This is a genomic window from Vibrio sp. 10N.222.49.C12 (genome assembly GCF_041475025.1).
Lineage (GTDB): Bacteria > Pseudomonadota > Gammaproteobacteria > Enterobacterales > Vibrionaceae > Vibrio > Vibrio crassostreae_C.
The window spans coordinates 1-19,832 of the sequence record NZ_JBFRVF010000044.1; the positions used below are offsets into that span (position 1 = coordinate 1).

Sequence of the window (19,832 nt, forward strand, 5' to 3'; positions counted from 1 at the left end):
CCTCCTCCTACTCGATTTTTAGTTTGTTTAGATACGGTTAAACGAGATTTCGTCATCCTCAAGAGGGAGGAACGACCGAGTTGGGGATCTAGCTTTTGATACCTAAGTAACGCTCAACGAATTGAAGCCGTTCTTCGACTGGCATAAACGGCACTTCAACCACCTCATAACCAAGTTCTTGGTAGACTCTTTCTAACGCGTGGTGAATCTCTAACGCCTCCTCAAACGGATAAGGTCTCACATCATCTTGTACATAAATTGAAGCCTCAGGGCGACAGAACAACACTTGGGGGTGATAACCTTGGCTCGCTTCTCGGTAGGTTGTGTTTGTCTCTAGTTTCGCCTGAGCCAAGTAGCCACAGATATCTGGAATGGCGCGATCGAGAAAGGCAACAGGATGCTGACTGGCTTGGTCTTTGTGTTCGCTCATGACGGTTAAACATAGGCGAGCAAAGCCGGGAAGGTCTACCCAAGGTAAGATACCGTTCTCAAGTTGACTCTGCTGTTCGATTAACTGGCGAGAGGACTCAGCGAAGGTGGGGTAACCCGCATCACCCAAAGCATTGATCAATGTGGTTTTTCCGGCGCCAGGGCCGCCAGTAATAATGATTGGGTTCATACGGGCTTATCTTTATTTGTGCCTACGGGCGTTATTTCTGGTTTAGTTGAGCAAGGAACTTATCCGATTCGGCAATCGCTGCATTCATCTGCTCTATTGCATAGGCGATGTCTTTTTCTAAGCTCATAAACTCACCTTGCAGTGAACCGACAGCGCTCGCATTGAGGTTGTGCTTCAAGTAAAGCGTGTTGTCGCGAAGGGTATTGAGCACGGGGTCCATTTTCTTCTCGGCGCGCTTCATTGCTGACAGCATCTTTTGGTAAGACGATTTAGTTTCACGAAGCTTTTGCTCGCTCGAGCGGCGCAGTGAATCACTGGTGTAGAGATCTAACTCACTCTGCCACTCTTCAAACAGCGCATCCGACACATCTTCAATCGCAGCAATGCGGTCACTGACATTTTGCGCGGCTTTCTCGCTGTCTTGGTATTTATCGTTGATTTGGTTGTACATGTCTTCAAGGTCGCCGCCACTGAAATTAGTCAGGCTACTCAAGGCTTCAAGTGCGCTGGTAAACTCTTCCTGAGCATCCTGCTGCGACTCTTTAGCGTCTTCCACTCTATCGACCATAATGTCACGCTTGTGATAGCCCACTTGCTCCATGGCGGAGTAATAAGCTGACTGGCATCCAGTAAGAGTAAAAATAGAGAGGACTATAACTATTAAATAAGGCATCCTAGTTTCCTATAGTTAAATAATATCAATCGTAGTAAATAACCGCTCAACCTAGCTTGTTAAAATGCTCGATAACGGCGTTAGAATTTTTGATTGTAGAATAACTACTTGTCAAAAAACTCTGCCTTGTTCTCAAGCCTTTTTCCTACGCTATTTTTGAACACTTATTCACTGTGATTGATATATCGGAATAATAATTAGGACTATGAACGAGTTACAAGGGAGTTACAAGTTGAAGATAAAAAAGGTCGCCACACTCAGTATTCAGTTTTCTCGCTATCTTTTGGCGCGAATGACGCATGATAGAGTCAACGTGAATGCCGGGTACTTGGCGTACATTACTTTGCTCTCAATTGTGCCGATGTTGACGGTTCTGCTCTCTATTTTGTCGTCATTCTCAATTTTTGCTGATGTTGGGCTCGTGATTCAAAACTTCGTTATTACCAACTTTGTTCCTGCGTCTGGGGATGCGGTGCATGGTGCCTTGTTAGAGTTTGTCGCCAATACTGGCAAAATGACAGCGGTAGGTAGTGTGTTCTTATTCATTGCAGCGCTGATGCTGATCTCGAATATTGATAAGAACTTAAACTACATCTGGCGTGTCGATGAGAAGCGACGAGCGGTGCTGTCTTTCTCTATGTACTGGATGGTGCTCACGCTTGGACCTATTTTAGTTGGGGCGAGCATTGCAGCCACTTCTTATGTGACATCATTGAGCTTGTTGCAAAACGAAGTGGTGTCTGGCGCCTTTAACACCGTGATTCGCAAACTTCCTTTGATTCTCTCTTTCTTTGCGTTTTTCGGTCTGTACCTGTTGGTTCCCAACAAAAAGATACACTTTTCTCATGCGGCGGCGGGCTCTCTGGTTGCGGCTCTGTTGTTCGAACTCAGTAAGAAAGGCTTCGCGGCTTACATTACTCAATTCCCTTCTTACCAATTGATTTATGGCGCATTAGCGGCGATTCCCATTCTTTTTGTCTGGGTTTATTTGTGCTGGTTGATTGTGCTGGTGGGTGCTGAGGTGACCGCTGCATTGGGTGAGCAGGAACAGTGGAGTGACTCGAAAGAAATGGTACACTCGTCGGATAAAGACAAAATCACAGAGCAAGGAAACAACAGTGATAGCACTGATCCAGAGAGTAAGTGAAGCTGCCGTCCGTGTTGATGGCGAAGTAGTTGGTGAGATTGAACAAGGCTTATTAGTTTTGTTAGGCGTAGAAAAAGGTGACGACGAAGCCAAAGCCAAACGTTTGATGGAACGAGTGACCACTTATCGTGTCTTTGGAGACGAAGACGATAAAATGAACCTCAACGTGAAGCAAGTAGAAGGTAAGGTATTAGTGGTGTCTCAATTCACTCTGCCGGCCGATACCAAGAAAGGGACTCGAGCAGGGTTCTCTCGTGGTGCTCACCCAGAAGATGCGGAGCGTCTTTATAACTATTTCTCTGACCAGTGTGAATCAGTGTTACCAACGGAACGTGGCCGATTCGCAGCCGACATGAAAGTGTCTTTGGTTAATGATGGCCCAGTGACATTCTGGCTGCAGGTTTAGGCTTAAAGGAATAAGCATGTTTAAACTGATAACACCGACCACCGAAAATCAACTGAACAAGTATTACCATTTTCGTTGGCAGATGCTGCGTGAACCTTGGCGAATGCCGGTAGGTTCCGAGCGCGATGAATATGACCCAATGAGTCACCATCGCATGATTGTTGATGGTCGTGGTCGCCCAATGGCGATTGGTCGTCTGTATATCACCCCAGATCTGGAAGGTCAGATCCGCTATATGGCGGTGAAGAAATCTCGCCAAAGTAAAGGCATGGGTTCGTTGATTCTAGTCGCACTTGAGTCATTGGCTCGCCAAGAAGGTGCTAAGCGCTTGGTGTGTAATGCACGTGAAGATGCGATCTCATTCTATGAGAAGAATGAATTTGAACGTCGCGGTGAGATTAACGATCAACGTGGCCCTGTGCGTCACCAACAGATGGTTAAGCATCTTGACCCAATGGCAGACGTTCTGCGTAAGCCTGAGTGGTGTAATGAGCTTCAGCAGCGCTGGGAACATCAGATCCCGATCAGTGACAAGATGGGCATCAAGATCAACCAATACACGGGTTACCAATTTGAGTGTAGTGCTCAGCTGAATCCCAACTTGAACCCGCATAATACCATGTTTGCAGGCTCTGCCTTTACCTTAGCGACCTTAACTGGTTGGGGTATGACTTGGCTATTGATGAAAGAGCGTGGGTTGACCGGTGATATCGTACTGGCAGACAGTAATATTCGTTATCGTCACCCAGTTGAGCAAAACCCTGTTGCCTCTACTTCATTGGATGGGATCAGTGGTGACTTGGACCGCCTTGCGTCAGGAAGAAAGGCGCGTATCATCATTCACGTGACCATTCATAGCGGCGATGTGGAAGCGGTAGAGTTTACGGGAACCTATATGCTGATCCCTGACTATAAAAAGATACTTTCGACAGATTCAAATGGGAGCGAATAGCTAACACCGGTAATACTGTAAAGATTGACTGAAAGCGCTACTCCTGAGGAGTGGCGCTTTTTTGTTGGCAGTCGTTAATCTCCGAATACTCAGCTTGGGTGAGCTTTCCTGAGATTTGATGACATGGGTCCGATAGGGTAATCGAGAGGGTGTGTTGCTCGGCTTTAAGCAAGTCGAGTTCTCCAGAAGCCTCGCCATTGAGCGTTTGAACCCTTTGTTCGCCTTGCTCTGCTGCTGACGTACCAATAATGTGCATCGGTTCGAGAGTGAAGCGCCCACGGTCAAAATGCGCATTAAGCTCTGGAATTTCAAACACGTTATCAGTCGATGTTTCAGAAAGCTTGTCATTAAAGGTCATCACACCCTGGCGAACGCTGCCAGTGAGTTGCCCTGTGGTTGAGTAACCGAGCATCAGTGAGTCGCCATATAAACCTGCGGCTTGAAGTTCAAACTCGCCATAGCCGGTTGCATCGAGTGGTAATTCAAGTCGCTGCAGCATAGGCGCAATGGGTAACCCATCGGCAGAAATATCTAAGCTCCATGGCTTGCTGATTTGGTTAAAATCGAGCGTTGCATTGGCTTCAATGTAGCCATTCCTGAGTGGTGCAAACAGACGAGTCAGCGTCCATTTTCCTTGTTCGCTATTCATCTCAACCACAGGCTGTGCGCTGAGAATATTTTGGTAGCTGGCATCATTGGCGCTCGCCATCAGCTTCCCTTGCCACAAGCCCAGTTTTCTATCTTGCAGCAGTTGAACTTGATGCCCCTCGACATGTAATCCAGAGACCTGCCAGTAAGGCGTTTGTGCTAGTTGGATAAGTTGGCTGCGTTCTATATTAAGTCGGTTAATCTCGACGTTCTGGAGCTGTGTGAGCCAAGGCAATAGGCGAGCGGCCGGTAGAGGGCTATCTTGGTTTTCGGTAATCCACTTGATGCCTTGCAGGTCGAGCTGCGCCAATTGAATGCTGCTAGGGGCGACTTCGCCATTGAGCTGAACAGTGCCCTGCAGGAATTGAGTATAGAAATCCTCAATCAGAATCCGGTTTGCTTCTAGGTTGAGCTTGAGGCTTGGCTCGATGAACATGTCATCATCAATGGTCACTCCTTCTGCCTGTAGAGAAAAAATGGCTTTCTGTTGTTTCCAGATTTCAAAAGGCAGTTGGATATTTTCTAATGAGGCATCAAAGGCAGCGAGGTGGCCATCTTGCCACTCTACGTCGCTGCGTAGAATATCTAAGCTATTGATGTGATTGATCTGAATACCTGCCACATCCCATTCTTTGCTTAGTAGGTTTTGGGTCTGCTTCTGATTGAGTCGTAATCCATCGACGGTCACGTTCACCAACGACCAATCTTGTTGATACTGCTCTGCTTGACCGGAAATCTTGGCGCCACGCCAGTCAAATGAAGCACCATAAAGCGTGCTATCGCTAGGTTTTAAGTCTAGGTCAATCAACAGATTATCGAATGCTTCACCTTGCCAATACAGTTGTGAGGCAGAGAGTTGGGTTTTTCCATAAGGGAGAAGTGAGTTGTCGTTGTTCCATTTTGGGGCGGAGATCTGCAGGTCGATGCCTCGCGCATTAAACTCTGGCGTCGAAAAGTCGAGATTGTTGATGGCCAGCTGGTGGAGCTTGATGTTTAGCTTGGTAAATAAAGAAGTCAGTGTTTTTAGATCGTCTGCCTCTAATTGTAGGCCGCTGATCAAAACAGATTCAAAGACCAGTTTGGCCTCTGTCATCGAGCTGGGGCTGAACCAAAGATCGATCTTGTCGATATACAGAGGTGTTTGCTTTTCTGGTAGGCTTTGGGTAATGCCCATTAAGGTGATGTGATAAGGCGCCTGATACTCAACATCTTCAATGAATACAGGTTGTTCAATCGTATGTTTGATAAAAAAGTTGGCAACATCCGCACGGTATTGGGTCTGCAGGCTTAATAGCAGCGCTGCGATAGTTGCAACGGCGATAGCCAACACAATGCCGAACACCATGAATACCTTTTTCATTCCCTGAAAGCCTTAAATTTCAATAGTCTTAAAACAGAGTGGAACAAAAAGGGTCAAGCATCAACAAAAAAGCCCCTCAAAAGAGGGGCTTGCTACAAAAATATCATTTTAAATTGGGCGTTTGCTTTTGGCTAAGCCCGAGCAGATGGTTGGATTAGTCCAGTTGAGGACCAGCTGCAACCAGTGACTTACCTTCAGCGTTGTCTGTGTACTTATCAAAGTTGTTGATGAAGCGCTCGGCTAGATCTTTCGCTTTGCTTTCCCATTGTAGAGGGTCAGTGTACGTATCGCGTGGGTCAAGGATCGCTGGGTCAACATCGTGCAGCGCTAGTGGCACTTCTAGGTTAAACATAGGGATAACCTTAGTTTCAGCGTTGTCGATTGAGCCATCTAGGATAGCGTCGATGATGCCTCGCGTATCTTGGATAGAGATACGTTTACCAGTACCGTTCCAACCTGTGTTCACTAGGTAAGCTTCAGCGCCAGCTGCTTCCATACGCTTCACAAGCACTTCAGCGTACTGAGTTGGGTGGAGAGTTAAGAATGCCGCACCAAATGCCGCAGAGAACGTTGGCGTTGGCTCAGTAATACCACGCTCAGTGCCCGCTAGTTTTGCAGTGAAGCCAGATAGGAAGTGGTACTTCGTTTGTTCTGGAGTCAGTTTAGAAACGGGTGGCAGTACACCGAATGCATCAGCAGTCAGGAAGATAACCTTTTGAGCGTGACCGGCTTTTGATACTGGTTTAACGATGTTATCGATGTGGTGAATCGGGTAAGAAACACGAGTGTTCTCAGTTTTTGAACCGTCATCAAAATCGATAGAACCATCACCACGAACCGTTACGTTTTCTAGTAGTGCATCACGACGGATTGCATTGTAGATTTCAGGTTCTGCTTCTTTAGATAGACGAATCGTCTTCGCGTAACAACCACCTTCGAAGTTGAAGATACCATCGTCATCCCAACCGTGCTCATCATCACCGATTAGCTCACGCTTAGGATCGGTTGAAAGCGTAGTTTTACCTGTACCAGATAGACCGAAGAAGATGGCTACATCGCCTTTCTCGCCGACGTTTGCACTACAGTGCATTGAAGCAATGCCTTGCAGAGGAAGCAGGTAGTTCATCATTGCGAACATGCCTTTCTTCATCTCACCGCCGTACCAAGTACCACCGATGATTTGAACGCGCTCTGTTAGGTTGAAAGCAACGAAGTTTTCAGAGTTTAGACCCTGCTTTTCCCAGTTAGGGTTAGTTGTTTTAGCACCGTTCATTACCACGAAATCAGGTTCGAACGTTGCTAGTTCTTCGTCGGTTGGACGAATGAACATGTTCTTAACGAAGTGCGCTTGCCACGCTACTTCAGTGATAATACGCACACTTAAACGCGTATCTGGGTTAGCACCACAATAACCGTCGATGACAAACAGACGCTTGCCAGATAGCTGAGTTGTTACAAGCTCTTTCAGCTCGTCCCATACTTCAGTGGTAATCGGTTTGTTGTCATTTTTGCCTTGATCTGACCACCACATGGTATCGCGTGTTGTGTCATCTTTAACAATGTACTTATCTTTTGGTGAGCGGCCAGTAAAGATACCAGTATCAACCGCAACGGAGCCTAGTTCCGTTACTACGCCTTTTTCGTAGCCTTCTAGACCCGGCAGTGTTTCTTCAACGAATAACTGCTCGTAGCTAGGATTACGAAGAACTTCGGTAACGCCAGTCAGTCCGTGCTTAGTTAGATCAATTTGTGCAGCCTTAGTATGTTCCATAACGGTCATAGGTGCTCCTTGTAGGATATTTTGTAGGGATTTTGTAATAATTTTTTATTGTTATCTGCTCACCATGCTAGCAACGAGGCTCGGGGGAAACAGGGATATAGCTCAAAAAATATCCATATTAGCCATGGGGTTTTAAGCGTCTCGTCACATATTGGCCCAACTAGTCTATCCTGTACGCAAACCTTTGCGCTAGGGGCGAGAACATTATTAATTGATTAAAATTAAGCGGTGATTTTATTACGAGATGTTACGGAGTTTGCGCTATTTTGATCACAAAAAAGGCCAGCTGAGTGCTGACCTTTTTGGGGTAAATTACGTGTTTTTGGTACGCCGTAAATTAATGAACCGTATTGCTGCCTTTATCTGCTGCTTCTGCGTACAGTGCATCAACATCATTCTTGTCGAACGAGTAGTTTGTGCCACAGTAATCGCAGTGTAGACCAACGCTTCCTTCGGTGCTTAGGATGTCGTAGATCTCTTCTTGAGCAACAGTAATGATTGCTGCTGCACTTCGATCGCGTGAACAGCCACAGAAGAACTCAACCGGTTGTGGTGTGAATAGCTGTACTTTCTCTTGGTTGTACAAACGGTAAAGCAGTTCGTTCGCTTCTAGAGTGAATAGCTCTTCGTTTTTCACGGTGTCTGTTAGTTGCTCTAGGTGCTCGAAGTCGTCTGGAGTACCGGTGCCGTCAGGCATTACTTGTAGCAACATACCTGCAGCGTGTGCTTTGCCTTCATGCTCGCCAGTGCGCAGCCATAGACGAGTCTTAAGCTGTTCAGAGTTAGCGAAGTAGCCTTCAAGAACTTGTGCAAGCGTGTCACCTTCAAGACCAACGATACCTTGGTAACGCTCACCTTTCTTAGGATCGATAGTGATCACTAGATGACCTTTACCCATTAGGGCGTGTAGACCTGCGTCGTCTGCGATATCGCCTTCAAAGCGAGCAACACCACGGATCTTCTGATCGTGATCGCCATTGATAACTGCTAGAGATACTGGGCCGTCACCTTGCAGCTGCATCGTGATAGAACCTTCAAACTTTAGGGTCGCCGTTAGTAGCGTCGTTGAAACCAGTAGCTCACCCAACAGCTTTTGTACTGGAGCTGGGTATTCCTTGCTAGAAATAATCTGTTGGTACGCTTCGTCCATCTGTACCAATTCACCACGTACTGATAGGTCTTCAAATAGGTAGCGATTTAAAACATTACTTGTAGACATTGGGTCTGCCATTTGGCTATTCCTTCTAGCTTATTGAGTCTTGAACTTGATGATGTCACGACGTTGCTTTTTATCTGGACGACGTTCTGGTGCTGGGCTATGAGCATTTAGCTTGCGCTGTTGTGCAAACTCTTCTCTTTTTGCCAAGCTTTCGGTGGTTTCTTCATAGAGGGTTTGAGCGATCGGGGCTCCACCACGATGGGCTGAGATTTTCTCGATCGTTACCGTCTTTTCTTCATTACCTTGGCGCAGTGTAATCACAGCCCCAAGTTCGACAATTTTACTTGGCTTGCTGCGCTGACCATTATAGTGGACTTTGCCACCATCGACCATGTTGCGAGCAATAGACCGGGTTTTGTAAAAACGAGCTGCCCACAACCATTTATCGAGTCTGACAGCTTCATTAGCAGTTTTCATATAGGGCTGTGCCTTATTAAGTGAGAAATGAATGCGGTTTAACTGTAACGAACAGTGCGCAACATGTTTTTGATGATGCTTATCACATTAAGTAGAAGCTTAAAGTGGAGGCGGTTGGCATTTTTTTCAAGTCATAATACAAAATAGCCATGTTATGCCGATTTATCGATTTGCTATGATATAGTTCAGGATCTTATTGCTTAAATAAGCTTGGTATCGAACGAATGAATAAAAAAGCTGAAAGTTTAATGATTTGCAGCGTTTGTCGTCATGAAAAGGGACTAGGAAAGTGAACTTTTTAGAGCTCAAAAATCGCGTAGGGAATTCTCCTATGTTGAGCCGCTTATTAGAGAATGGATTTGTACTTCAGCAGAAACTAAGCTTAGCGACCTGTTGTGTATTGATTGCAGCTTCCGCATGGATCATAGGACAGCTTGCATGGTTTATCGAACCTGCTGAGCAAACTGTCGCGCCTTGGGCTGCAACGGCTTCATCATCTTCAGCACCTCAATCGACCCTTGATATTTCTTCTTTGCAGCAGAGCAACATGTTTGGTGTTTACAACCCAAGCACGCCCGCTGTGGTTGAACAGCAAGTTATCCAAGATGCGCCTAAGACGCGATTAAACCTCGTTTTAGTGGGTGCAGTCGCGAGCTCGAATCCAAAACTGAGCTTAGCGGTGATCGCCAATCGCGGCACGCAAGCGACCTACGGAATTAATGAAGAGATTGAAGGCACTCGAGCCAAGTTAAAAGCGGTATTAATCGACCGCGTTATCATTGATAACTCAGGACGAGACGAAACCTTGATGCTTGAAGGTATTGAGTACAAGCGTTTGGCTGTATCAGCGCCTGCGCCACCTCGTAGCTCTTCTTCGGTTCGTGGTAATAATCCGGCTTCAGCAGAAGAGAAGCTTGATGAAATTAAAGCGAAGATAATGAAAGATCCGCAACAAATCTTCCAATATGTTCGACTGTCTCAGGTGAAGCGTGACGATAAAGTGATCGGTTATCGTGTGAGCCCTGGCAAAGATTCAGAACTTTTTAACTCTGTTGGGCTCCAAAACGGAGATATTGCCACTCAGTTAAATGGACAAGACCTGACAGACCCTGCTGCTATGGGCAACATATTCCGTTCCATCTCAGAACTAACAGAGCTAAATCTGGTGGTCGAGAGAGATGGTCAACAACATGAAGTGTTTATTGAATTTTAAAACTTTGCGTCTAACGAAGGACGAAAGTGTAGGAGAAGTACGTGAAGCATTGGTTTAAGAAAAGTGCATGGTTATTGGCAGGAAGCTTGATCTGCACACCCGCAGCCATCGCGAGTGATTTTAGTGCCAGCTTTAAGGGCACTGACATTCAAGAGTTTATTAATATTGTTGGCCGCAACTTAGAGAAGACGATCATCGTTGACCCTTCGGTACGCGGGAAAATTGATGTGCGCAGTTATGATGTACTCAATGAAGAGCAATATTACAGCTTCTTCTTAAACGTACTAGAGGTGTATGGCTACGCAGTCGTTGAAATGGACTCGGGTGTTCTTAAGATCATCAAAGCCAAAGACTCTAAAACTTCGGCGATCCCCGTTGTTGGTGACCGTGATTCAATCACTGGTGATAGCGTAGTGACGCGTGTAGTGACGGTTCGTAATGTATCGGTTCGTGAACTTTCTCCTCTGCTTCGTCAACTAAACGACAATGCAGGCGCGGGTAACGTTGTGCACTACGACCCAGCCAACATCATCCTTATTACAGGCCGAGCGGCGGTAGTAAACCGTTTAGCTGAAATCATCAAGCGTGTTGACCAAGCGGGTGATAAAGAGATTGAAGTCGTTGAGCTAAAGAATGCTTCTGCGGCAGAAATGGTACGTATCGTTGATGCACTAAGCAAAACCACAGATGCCCAAAACACACCAGCCTTCCTACAACCTAAATTAGTTGCCGATGAACGTACCAATGCGATCCTTATCTCAGGTGACCCTAAGGTACGTAGCCGTTTAAGAAGGTTGATTGAACAGCTTGATGTGGAAATGGCAACCAAGGGCAACAACCAAGTAATTTACCTTAAATACGCCAAAGCAGAAGATTTAGTCGATGTGCTGAAAGGCGTGTCGGACAACCTGCAATCAGAGAAGCAAACATCAACTAAAGGTAGCTCATCTCAACGTGACAAAGTGGTGATCTCAGCTCACAGTGATACCAACTCTTTGGTTATTACCGCCCAACCAGACATCATGAACGCGCTGCAAGATGTGATCGCACAGTTGGATATTCGTCGTGCTCAAGTATTGATTGAAGCCCTAATTGTCGAGATGGCAGAGGGTGATGGCATTAACCTTGGTGTGCAATGGGGTAACCTTGATACTGGTGCTGTGATTCAGTATGGCAACACAGGTGCGTCAATCGGTGGCGTAATGGTTGGTTTAGAAGAAGCGAAAGACACTGAAACGACCACCGCAGTCTATGATGATAATGGCGCCTTTTTGCGTAATGAAACGACCACAGAATCCGGTGACTACTCAACGTTAGCTTCTGCTCTTTCTGGCGTTAATGGCGCGGCAATGAGCGTAGTGATGGGTGACTGGACTGCCTTGATCAGTGCAGTAGCGACCGATTCAAATTCAAATATCCTATCTTCTCCAAGTATCACCGTGATGGATAACGGCGAAGCGTCGTTCATTGTGGGCGAAGAGGTGCCTGTTTTAACTGGCTCGACCGCAGGCTCAAGTAACGATAACCCATTCCAAACGGTTGAACGTAAAGAAGTGGGTATCAAGCTAAAAGTCGTGCCACAAATCAATGAAGGTGACTCAGTTCAGTTGCAAATAGAACAAGAAGTATCGAACGTATTAGGCGCAAACGGGGCAGTAGATGTTCGTTTTGCTAAGCGTCAGCTAAATACGTCAGTGATTGTTCAAGACGGTCAAATGCTGGTGCTGGGTGGCTTGATTGACGAGCGAGCGCTGGAAAGTGAATCTAAGGTGCCGTTCTTGGGCGATATCCCTGTTCTAGGACACCTGTTCAAATCAACCAGTACTCAGGTTGAGAAAAAGAACCTAATGGTCTTCATCAAACCAACCATTATTCGTGATGGTATGACAGCCGATGGTATCACGCAGCGTAAATACAACTTCATCCGTGCTGAGCAGTTGTACAAGGCTGAGCAAGGACTGAAATTAATGGCAGACGATAACATCCCGGTACTGCCTAAATTTGGCGAAAGCATGAATTACCCGGCTGAACTTCAAGCCTTCATTGATCAGATGGAAACAGAATAATGGCTGAATTGGTAGGGGCGGCACGTACTTATCAGCGCTTGCCGTTTAGCTTTGCGAATCGCTATAAGATGGTGTTGGAGTATCAACATCCAGAGCGCGCACCGATACTTTATTATGTTGAGCCACTGAAATCGGCGGCGATCATTGAAGTGAGTCGAGTGGTGAAAAATGGTTTCACGCCACAAGCGATTACTCTCGATGAGTTTGATAAAAAACTGACCGATGCTTATCAGCGTGACTCGTCAGAAGCTCGTCAGCTCATGGAAGACATTGGTGCTGATAGTGATGACTTCTTCTCACTAGCGGAAGAACTGCCTCAAGACGAAGACTTACTTGAATCAGAAGACGACGCGCCAATCATCAAGTTAATCAATGCGATGCTGGGTGAGGCGATCAAAGAAGGTGCTTCGGATATTCATATCGAAACCTTTGAAAAGTCACTTTGTATCCGTTTCCGAGTTGATGGTGTGCTGCGTGATGTTCTAGCGCCAAGCCGTAAACTGGCTCCGCTATTGGTTTCACGTGTCAAGGTTATGGCTAAACTGGATATTGCGGAAAAACGCGTGCCACAAGATGGCCGTATCTCTCTGCGTATTGGTGGCCGAGCGGTTGATGTTCGTGTTTCAACCATGCCTTCTTCGCACGGTGAGCGTGTGGTAATGCGTCTGTTGGACAAAAACGCCACTCGTCTAGACTTGCACAGTTTAGGTATGACAGCAGAAAACCATGAAAACTTCCGTAAGCTGATTCAGCGCCCACATGGCATTATCTTGGTGACTGGCCCGACAGGCTCAGGTAAATCAACCACTTTGTACGCTGGCCTGCAAGAGCTTAACAGCAACGAACGCAACATCCTTACCGTTGAAGACCCAATTGAATTTGATATTGATGGCATTGGTCAAACACAAGTGAACCCTAAGGTTGATATGACCTTTGCGCGTGGTTTACGTGCGATTCTTCGTCAAGATCCCGATGTGGTAATGATTGGTGAGATACGTGACTTAGAGACCGCAGAGATCGCTGTTCAAGCCTCTTTGACCGGTCACTTAGTGATGTCGACCCTTCACACCAATACGGCAATCGGTGCAATTACGCGTCTGCGTGATATGGGCATCGAACCCTTCTTGATCTCTTCTTCGCTGCTGGGTGTTTTGGCTCAGCGCCTGGTTCGTACTTTATGTAACGAATGTAAAGAACCTTATGAAGCCGATAAAGAGCAGAAGAAACTGTTTGGGTTGAAGAAGAAAGAAAGCCTGACGCTTTACCATGCCAAAGGTTGTGAAGAGTGTGGCCATAAGGGTTATCGAGGTCGTACTGGTATTCATGAGCTATTGATGATTGACGATTCGGTACAAGAACTGATTCACAGTGAGGCTGGCGAACAGGCGATTGAGAAAGCAATTCGTGGCACAACACCAAGTATTCGAGATGATGGCTTGAGCAAAGTTCTGAAAGGGGTAACGTCCTTAGAAGAAGTGATGCGTGTGACCAAGGAAGTCTAGTATGGCGGCATTTGAATACAAAGCGCTGGATGCCAAGGGTAAGAGCAAAAAGGGCTCAATTGAAGCAGATAATGCTCGTCAGGCTCGCCAAAGAATCAAAGAACAAGGCTTGATGCCGGTTGAGATGACCGAAGCTAAAGCTAAAACGACGAAAGGTGCACAGCCTTCGACCAGCTTTAAGCGTGGTATCAGCACGCCAGACCTTGCTTTGATTACTCGCCAAATTTCCACCTTGGTGCAATCAGGCATGCCGCTAGAAGAGTGCTTGAAAGCCGTGGCGGAGCAATCTGAAAAGCCACGTATTCGAACCATGTTACTGGCGGTTCGTTCGAAGGTAACGGAAGGTTATTCGCTAGCCGATAGCTTGGCTGATTACCCACATATCTTTGATGAACTGTTTAGAGCCATGGTCGCGGCTGGTGAGAAATCGGGTCACTTAGATGCGGTATTGGAGCGACTGGCTGATTACGCAGAAAACCGTCAGAAGATGCGCTCTAAGTTGCTGCAAGCGATGATCTACCCTGTGGTGCTGGTGGTGTTTGCGGTGACGATTGTTTCGTTCCTGCTGGCAACCGTGGTACCTAAGATCGTTGAACCGATTATCCAAATGGGCCAAGAACTTCCTCAATCGACACAATTTTTATTGGCATCGAGTGAATTTATCCAGAATTGGGGCATCCAATTACTGTTGTTGATCATCGGTGTGATTGTGTTGATTAAGACCGCTCTGAAAAAGCCGGGTGTTCGCATGAGTTGGGATCGCAAGCTATTAAGCATTCCACTGATCGGCAAGATCGCGAAAGGAATTAATACCTCTCGTTTTGCACGAACACTCTCTATCTGTACCTCGAGTGCGATTCCTATCCTTGAGGGGATGAAGGTTGCGGTTGATGTAATGTCGAATCACCATGTGAAGCAACAAGTACTGCAGGCGTCAGACAGTGTTAGAGAAGGGGCAAGCCTGCGTAAAGCGCTCGATCAAACCAAACTCTTCCCTCCAATGATGCTGCATATGATCGCCAGTGGTGAGCAGAGTGGTCAGTTGGAACAGATGCTGACAAGAGCGGCGGACAACCAAGACCAAAGCTTTGAATCTACCGTGAATATCGCATTAGGTATCTTTACGCCAGCACTTATCGCTTTGATGGCAGGCTTAGTACTGTTCATTGTGATGGCGACTCTGATGCCGATGCTTGAAATGAATAATTTGATGAGTGGTTAATCAACTGCTCATAAGACGTTAGTTTTTGGATTAACGAGAAGAAGGACATTATTACCTTCAACTCGCTGTCTGTAATTTGGAGAAAATAATGAAAAACAGAATGAAGAAACAATCAGGCTTTACCCTATTAGAAGTGATGGTTGTTGTGGTTATCCTTGGCGTATTGGCGAGCTTTGTTGTACCTAACCTATTGGGTAACAAAGAGAAGGCTGACCAACAAAAAGCCATCACTGATATTGTGGCGCTAGAGAACGCGCTAGATATGTACAAACTGGATAACAGCGTTTACCCAACAACGGATCAAGGTCTTGATGCATTGGTTTCTAAGCCAAGCAGCCCAGAGCCTCGTAACTACCGCGACGGTGGCTACATCAAGCGTCTGCCAAACGACCCATGGGGTAACGAGTACCAATACCTAAGCCCTGGTGATAACGGCACTATTGATATTTTCACTCTTGGTGCTGATGGCCAAGAAGGTGGTGAAGGTATTGCGGCGGATATCGGCAACTGGAACATGCAGGATTTCCAATAAGCTTCAGCTTATTGTTTGATTCGTTATTGATGCTTGATACGTTATTGATGCTTGATACGTTATTGATGGTAGGACGTAAACAGATGGAGTCTAAAGGTGAAAACTAAGCAAACACAGCCAGGTTTCACCTTGATTGAGATTCTCTTGGTGTTGGTACTACTGTCAGTAACGGCGGTTGCGGTGATCGCGACCATTCCTACCAATAGCAAAGATGTTGCTAAAAAATACGCTCAAAGCTTTTATCAGCGAGTTCAATTACTCAATGAAGAGGCTATTTTGAGCGGCTTAGATTTTGGCGTTCGAGTTGATGAAAAGAAATCGACCTATGTACTGATGGCGCTTAAGTCTGAAGGCTGGCAAGAAGTCGATTTTGAAAAAATCCCCTCTTTAACTGAACTACCGGAAGAACTCGCATTGTCACTGACCTTAGGTGGTGGCGCATGGGAAGACGATGATCGGTTGTTCAACCCAGGAAGCTTGTTTGATGAAGATATGTTTGCTGATCTTGAAGAGGAAAAGAAGCCGAAACCACCACAGATCTACATCTTGTCGAGTGCTGAAATGACGCCATTTGTATTGTCGTTTTATCCAAATACCGGAGACACCATACAAGATGGTTGGCGTATTCGAGTATTGGACAATGGTGTGATTCGACTGCTAGAACCGGGAGAAGAAGATGAAGAGGAATAACCGTTCTCCTTATCGTTTTCGTGGTATGCCCCTTGGTTCTCGAGGAATGACGCTGCTTGAGGTATTGGTTGCGCTCGCTATCTTTGCGACTGCGGCGATCAGTGTGATTCGTGCTGTTACTCAGCACATCAATACCCTCAGTTATCTCGAAGAAAAAACCTTCGCGGCTATGGTCGTTGATAATCAAATGGCTTTGGTGATGCTGCATCCTGAGAAGCTAAAAAAAGCGCAGGGCACACAAGAGTTGGCCGAGAGAGAGTGGTTTTGGAAGGTCACGCCAATCGATACTAGCGATGATTTATTAAAGGCGTTTGATGTGAGTGTGGCAACCAGTAAACAAGCTTCTCCAGTGGTCACGGTGCGCAGCTATGTGGTCAAGTAAAAGCGTGTCGTTAGCTCAGAGCAAGTCGCTAAGTAAGAGCATGTCCGCCAATAAGCGTGTGCCTCGTAAACAAGGACTATCTTCGAAAGGGAGAGGCTTTACCTTAATTGAGGTTTTGGTCTCGATCGCTATCTTTGCCACGTTAAGCATGGCGGCTTATCAGGTAGTCAATCAGGTTCAGCGCAGCAACGAGCTTTCAATCGAGCGCAGTGCTCGTTTAAATCAACTGCAACGTAGCTTAGTCATTTTAGATAATGATTTTCGCCAGATGGCGGTGCGACAATTTCGTACCAACGGTGAAGAAGCATCATCTAAGCTGATCTTAATTAAAGAGTATTTACTGGATTCCGACAGCGTTGGCATCATGTTTACTCGCCTTGGCTGGCATAACCCACAGCAGCAGTTTCCTCGCGGAGAAGTCACCAAAGTGGGTTACCGCATTAAAGAAGAAACGCTTGAGCGTGTGTGGTGGCGCTACCCCGATACTCCTGCAGGACAAGAAGGTGTGATTACGCCTTTGCTTGATGATGTTGAAAGCTTGGAATTCGAGTTTTATGACGGAAGCCGCTGGGGGAAAGAGTGGCAAGCCGACAAATCGCTACCGAAAGCGGTAAGGTTAAAGCTAACCTTGAAAGATTATGGTGAGATAGAGCGTATTTATCTCACCCCTGGTGGCACGCTAGATCAGGCCGATGATTCTTCAAACAGTGACTCTTCAAGTAGTAATGAGGGGAATAATGACTCATCGAACTAATAAGTTTGCACTGACAAGGTCTGCCATGGGGCGCAAGCAGCGAGGTGTTGCGCTGATCATTATCCTGATGCTACTGGCGATAATGGCAACCATCGCAGGCAGTATGTCGGAACGCCTGTTTACTCAATTTAAGCGCGTGGGCAATCAACTGAATTACCAACAGGCTTACTGGTACAGCATTGGTGTCGAAGCGCTGGTGCAAGACGGCATTAGGCAAAGCTACAAAGACAGTGATACCGTCAACTTGAGTCAACCATGGGCGTTAGAAGAACAGGTATACCCGTTGGATTATGGTCAAGTTAAAGGCCGTATTGTTGATGCTCAGGCATGTTTTAATCTCAATGCGTTGGCTGGTGTGGCGACGACTTCAAGTAACCAAACACCTTATTTAATTACGGTTTGGCAAACCTTGTTGGAAAACCAAGATGTTGAGCCTTATCAGGCCGAGGTTATTGCACATTCAAGCTGGGAATTTGTTGATAGTGATACCCGAACCACCTCTTCAGCTGGTGTAGAAGACAGTACTTATGAGGCGATGAAGCCATCTTATTTGGCAGCGAATGGCTTAATGGCCGATGAGTCCGAGCTACGCTCGGTTTATCAAGTCACTGGTGAGGTGATGAATAAGGTTCGCCCCTTTGTTTGTGCTCTGCCGAGCGACGATTTCCGTTTGAATGTGAATACTCTTACGGAAAAGCAGGCGCCGTTATTGGAAGCGATGTTTGCCCCCGGCTTAAGTGAATCGGATGCCAAACAGCTGATAGACAAACGCCCATTCGATGGTTGGGATACGGTGGATGCGTTTATGGCTGAGCCTGCTATTGTGGGTGTGAGTGCCGAAGTCAGCAAAAAAGCGAAAGCATATTTAACTGTAGATAGCGCCTATTTTGAGCTAGATGCAGAGGTATTAGTTGAGCAGTCACGTGTACGTATACGGACGCTTTTCTATAGTAGTAATCGAGAAACAGTGACGGTAGTACGCCGTCGTTTTGGAGGAATCAGTGAGCGAGTTTCTGACCGTTCGACTGAGTAGCGAACCACAAAGCCCTGTGCAGTGGTTAGTTTGGTCGACAAGCCAACAAGAAGTGATAGCAAGTGGCGAACTGTCTAGCTGGGAGCAGCTGGATGAGTTAACGCCTTACGCTGAAAAGCGTAGCTGTATCGCTTTATTGCCGGGAAATGAATGCTTAATTAAGCGTGTTGAGATCCCGAAAGGTGCTGCTCGCCAGTTCGATTCTATGCTGCCGTTTTTATTAGAAGACGAAGTCGCACAAGATATCGAAGACTTACACCTGACTATTTTAGAGAAAGACGCAACGCACGCGACAGTGTGTGGTGTGGAACGTGATTGGCTTAAGCAGGCGCTGGATACTTTCCGCGAAGCGAACATTATCTTTCGTAAAGTATTGCCTGATACCTTAGCGTTGCCTTTAGAAGATCAGGGCATCAGTGCGCTGCAGATCGACCAACATTGGTTATTGCGTCAAAGCAACTATCAAGCAGTGTCGATCAATGAGGAGTGGCTAGCGATGTTCTTACAAAGCGATTGGGTTGCCTTAGATGACGAAGAGCAATCACCAACGATTTTTAGCTACACCGCACTGCCAAGTGATGACGTTCAACTGCAAAGTGGCATTGAGTGGCAAGCTAAACCTGCTGAACTGGTGATGTCTTTACTGAGCCAACAAGCCATTACAAGTGGCGTAAACTTACTGACTGGCACCTTTAAAACCAAATCTTCATTCAGTAAGTACTGGCGTGTATGGCAAAAAGTAGCGATCGCAGCTTGTTTGCTGGTGGCGGTGATCGTCACTCAGCAAGTCTTAAAGGTTCAGCAGTACGAAGCACAAGCCGAAGCGTACCGAACGGAGAGTGAACGTATTTTTAGAAGCGTACTTCCGGGCAAGCAACGTATTCCGACGGTCAGCTACCTTAAGCGCCAGATGAACGATGAAGCTAAGAAGTATGGTGGCTCGGGTGATGGTGATTCCTTACTTGGATGGCTAGCGTTACTGCCAGAAACTTTAGGACAAGTGAAAGCCATCGAAGTGAATAGTATTCGCTACGACGGCAACCGCTCAGAGGTGAGATTGGAAGCGAAAAGTACTGACTTCCAATATTTCGAGACTGCGCGAGTGAAACTTGAAGAGAAGTTTACCGTTGAGCAAGGGCCATTGAATCGTAATGGTGATGCCGTATTTGGTAGCTTTACCCTTAAACCCCGTCAATAAACTGCGTAAGGAGATCAGT

General features: G+C 46.4%; 19 protein-coding genes. 13 read left to right on the plus strand and 6 right to left on the minus strand.

The window, feature by feature from the left end; all coding sequences use genetic code 11:
• Nucleotides 1-88 precede the first annotated feature (88 nt).
• Nucleotides 89-619 carry an AAA family ATPase gene (locus AB4583_RS14240; protein WP_372117889.1) on the minus strand — a complete coding sequence of 177 codons (531 nt, stop codon included), beginning with the start codon at nucleotides 617-619 and terminating at the stop codon, nucleotides 89-91.
• Nucleotides 620-650: 31 nt separating this feature from the next.
• Nucleotides 651-1,292 carry a DUF2959 domain-containing protein gene (locus AB4583_RS14245; RefSeq protein WP_029235679.1) on the minus strand — a complete coding sequence of 214 codons (642 nt, stop codon included), beginning with the start codon at nucleotides 1,290-1,292 and terminating at the stop codon, nucleotides 651-653.
• 205 nt (nucleotides 1,293-1,497) lie between these two features.
• Here AB4583_RS14245 and AB4583_RS14250 point away from each other — a divergent pair, with 205 nt between their 5' ends.
• From AB4583_RS14250 to AB4583_RS14260, 3 genes are read left to right on the plus strand one after another with little or no spacing between them, the layout of a single operon-like run.
• A complete protein-coding gene (locus AB4583_RS14250) occupies nucleotides 1,498-2,439 on the plus strand; it encodes a virulence factor BrkB family protein (protein WP_372117893.1) in 942 nt (313 codons plus the stop codon).
• Nucleotides 2,411-2,845: a D-aminoacyl-tRNA deacylase gene (gene dtd, locus AB4583_RS14255; protein WP_004735590.1), complete on the plus strand. Its 435-nt coding sequence runs from the start codon at nucleotides 2,411-2,413 to the stop codon at nucleotides 2,843-2,845. The genes AB4583_RS14250 and dtd overlap by 29 nt, the downstream gene beginning before the upstream one ends.
• A gap of 16 nt (nucleotides 2,846-2,861) precedes the next feature.
• A complete protein-coding gene (locus AB4583_RS14260) occupies nucleotides 2,862-3,797 on the plus strand; it encodes a YiiD C-terminal domain-containing protein (RefSeq protein WP_372117896.1) in 936 nt (311 codons plus the stop codon).
• Nucleotides 3,798-3,834: 37 nt separating this feature from the next.
• Here AB4583_RS14260 and AB4583_RS14265 read toward each other — a convergent pair whose 3' ends face one another.
• The 4 genes from AB4583_RS14265 to hslR form a co-directional block, all read right to left on the minus strand.
• On the minus strand, nucleotides 3,835-5,805 hold the full coding sequence (locus tag AB4583_RS14265; RefSeq protein ID WP_372117899.1) for an AsmA family protein: 1,971 nt from the start codon (nucleotides 5,803-5,805) through the stop codon (nucleotides 3,835-3,837).
• Between the two features lie 154 nt (nucleotides 5,806-5,959).
• Entirely contained in the window at nucleotides 5,960-7,585 is a 1,626-nt protein-coding gene (pckA, locus tag AB4583_RS14270; protein WP_136977385.1) for a phosphoenolpyruvate carboxykinase (ATP), read from the minus strand.
• A 337-nt stretch (nucleotides 7,586-7,922) separates the two neighbouring features.
• A complete protein-coding gene (hslO, locus tag AB4583_RS14275; protein ID WP_017063067.1) occupies nucleotides 7,923-8,816 on the minus strand; it encodes an Hsp33 family molecular chaperone HslO in 894 nt (297 codons plus the stop codon).
• Between the two features lie 18 nt (nucleotides 8,817-8,834).
• Nucleotides 8,835-9,221 (minus strand): ribosome-associated heat shock protein Hsp15, encoded by a 387-nt coding sequence (gene hslR, locus AB4583_RS14280; RefSeq protein ID WP_017062490.1) that lies wholly within the window; start codon nucleotides 9,219-9,221, stop codon nucleotides 8,835-8,837.
• Nucleotides 9,222-9,552: 331 nt separating this feature from the next.
• On the opposite strand from hslR, the gene gspC reads away from it, so the two are divergent.
• The 10 genes from gspC (at nucleotide 9,553) to gspL (ending at nucleotide 19,813) form a co-directional block, all read left to right on the plus strand.
• Nucleotides 9,553-10,434, plus strand: coding sequence for a type II secretion system protein GspC (gene gspC, locus AB4583_RS14285; protein WP_372117903.1), 882 nt, complete (start codon nucleotides 9,553-9,555; stop codon nucleotides 10,432-10,434).
• Nucleotides 10,435-10,475: 41 nt separating this feature from the next.
• Entirely contained in the window at nucleotides 10,476-12,500 is a 2,025-nt protein-coding gene (gene gspD / locus AB4583_RS14290) for a type II secretion system secretin GspD (RefSeq protein WP_372117906.1), read from the plus strand.
• Nucleotides 12,500-14,002: a type II secretion system ATPase GspE gene (gene gspE / locus AB4583_RS14295; protein ID WP_372117909.1), complete on the plus strand. Its 1,503-nt coding sequence runs from the start codon at nucleotides 12,500-12,502 to the stop codon at nucleotides 14,000-14,002. Before gspD ends, gspE begins: the two co-directional genes overlap by 1 nt.
• Nucleotide 14,003: 1 nt before the next feature.
• Nucleotides 14,004-15,224 carry a type II secretion system inner membrane protein GspF gene (gene gspF / locus AB4583_RS14300; RefSeq protein WP_017070113.1) on the plus strand — a complete coding sequence of 407 codons (1,221 nt, stop codon included), beginning with the start codon at nucleotides 14,004-14,006 and terminating at the stop codon, nucleotides 15,222-15,224.
• A gap of 88 nt (nucleotides 15,225-15,312) precedes the next feature.
• Nucleotides 15,313-15,756 (plus strand): type II secretion system major pseudopilin GspG, encoded by a 444-nt coding sequence (gene gspG / locus AB4583_RS14305; RefSeq protein WP_017062485.1) that lies wholly within the window; start codon nucleotides 15,313-15,315, stop codon nucleotides 15,754-15,756.
• A gap of 96 nt (nucleotides 15,757-15,852) precedes the next feature.
• A complete protein-coding gene (gspH, locus tag AB4583_RS14310) occupies nucleotides 15,853-16,446 on the plus strand; it encodes a type II secretion system minor pseudopilin GspH (protein WP_017062484.1) in 594 nt (197 codons plus the stop codon).
• Entirely contained in the window at nucleotides 16,433-16,828 is a 396-nt protein-coding gene (gspI, locus tag AB4583_RS14315) for a type II secretion system minor pseudopilin GspI (RefSeq protein WP_017062483.1), read from the plus strand. The genes gspH and gspI overlap by 14 nt, the downstream gene beginning before the upstream one ends.
• On the plus strand, nucleotides 16,815-17,582 hold the full coding sequence (gene gspJ, locus AB4583_RS14320; protein ID WP_017063073.1) for a type II secretion system minor pseudopilin GspJ: 768 nt from the start codon (nucleotides 16,815-16,817) through the stop codon (nucleotides 17,580-17,582). The genes gspI and gspJ overlap by 14 nt, the downstream gene beginning before the upstream one ends.
• On the plus strand, nucleotides 17,566-18,615 hold the full coding sequence (gene gspK / locus AB4583_RS14325; RefSeq protein ID WP_017062481.1) for a type II secretion system minor pseudopilin GspK: 1,050 nt from the start codon (nucleotides 17,566-17,568) through the stop codon (nucleotides 18,613-18,615). The genes gspJ and gspK overlap by 17 nt, the downstream gene beginning before the upstream one ends.
• The gene (gspL, locus tag AB4583_RS14330) at nucleotides 18,584-19,813 is read left to right on the plus strand and encodes a type II secretion system protein GspL (RefSeq protein WP_372117912.1); all 1,230 of its coding nucleotides are present in this window, start codon (nucleotides 18,584-18,586) and stop codon (nucleotides 19,811-19,813) included. Before gspK ends, gspL begins: the two co-directional genes overlap by 32 nt.
• Nucleotides 19,814-19,832 lie beyond the last annotated feature (19 nt).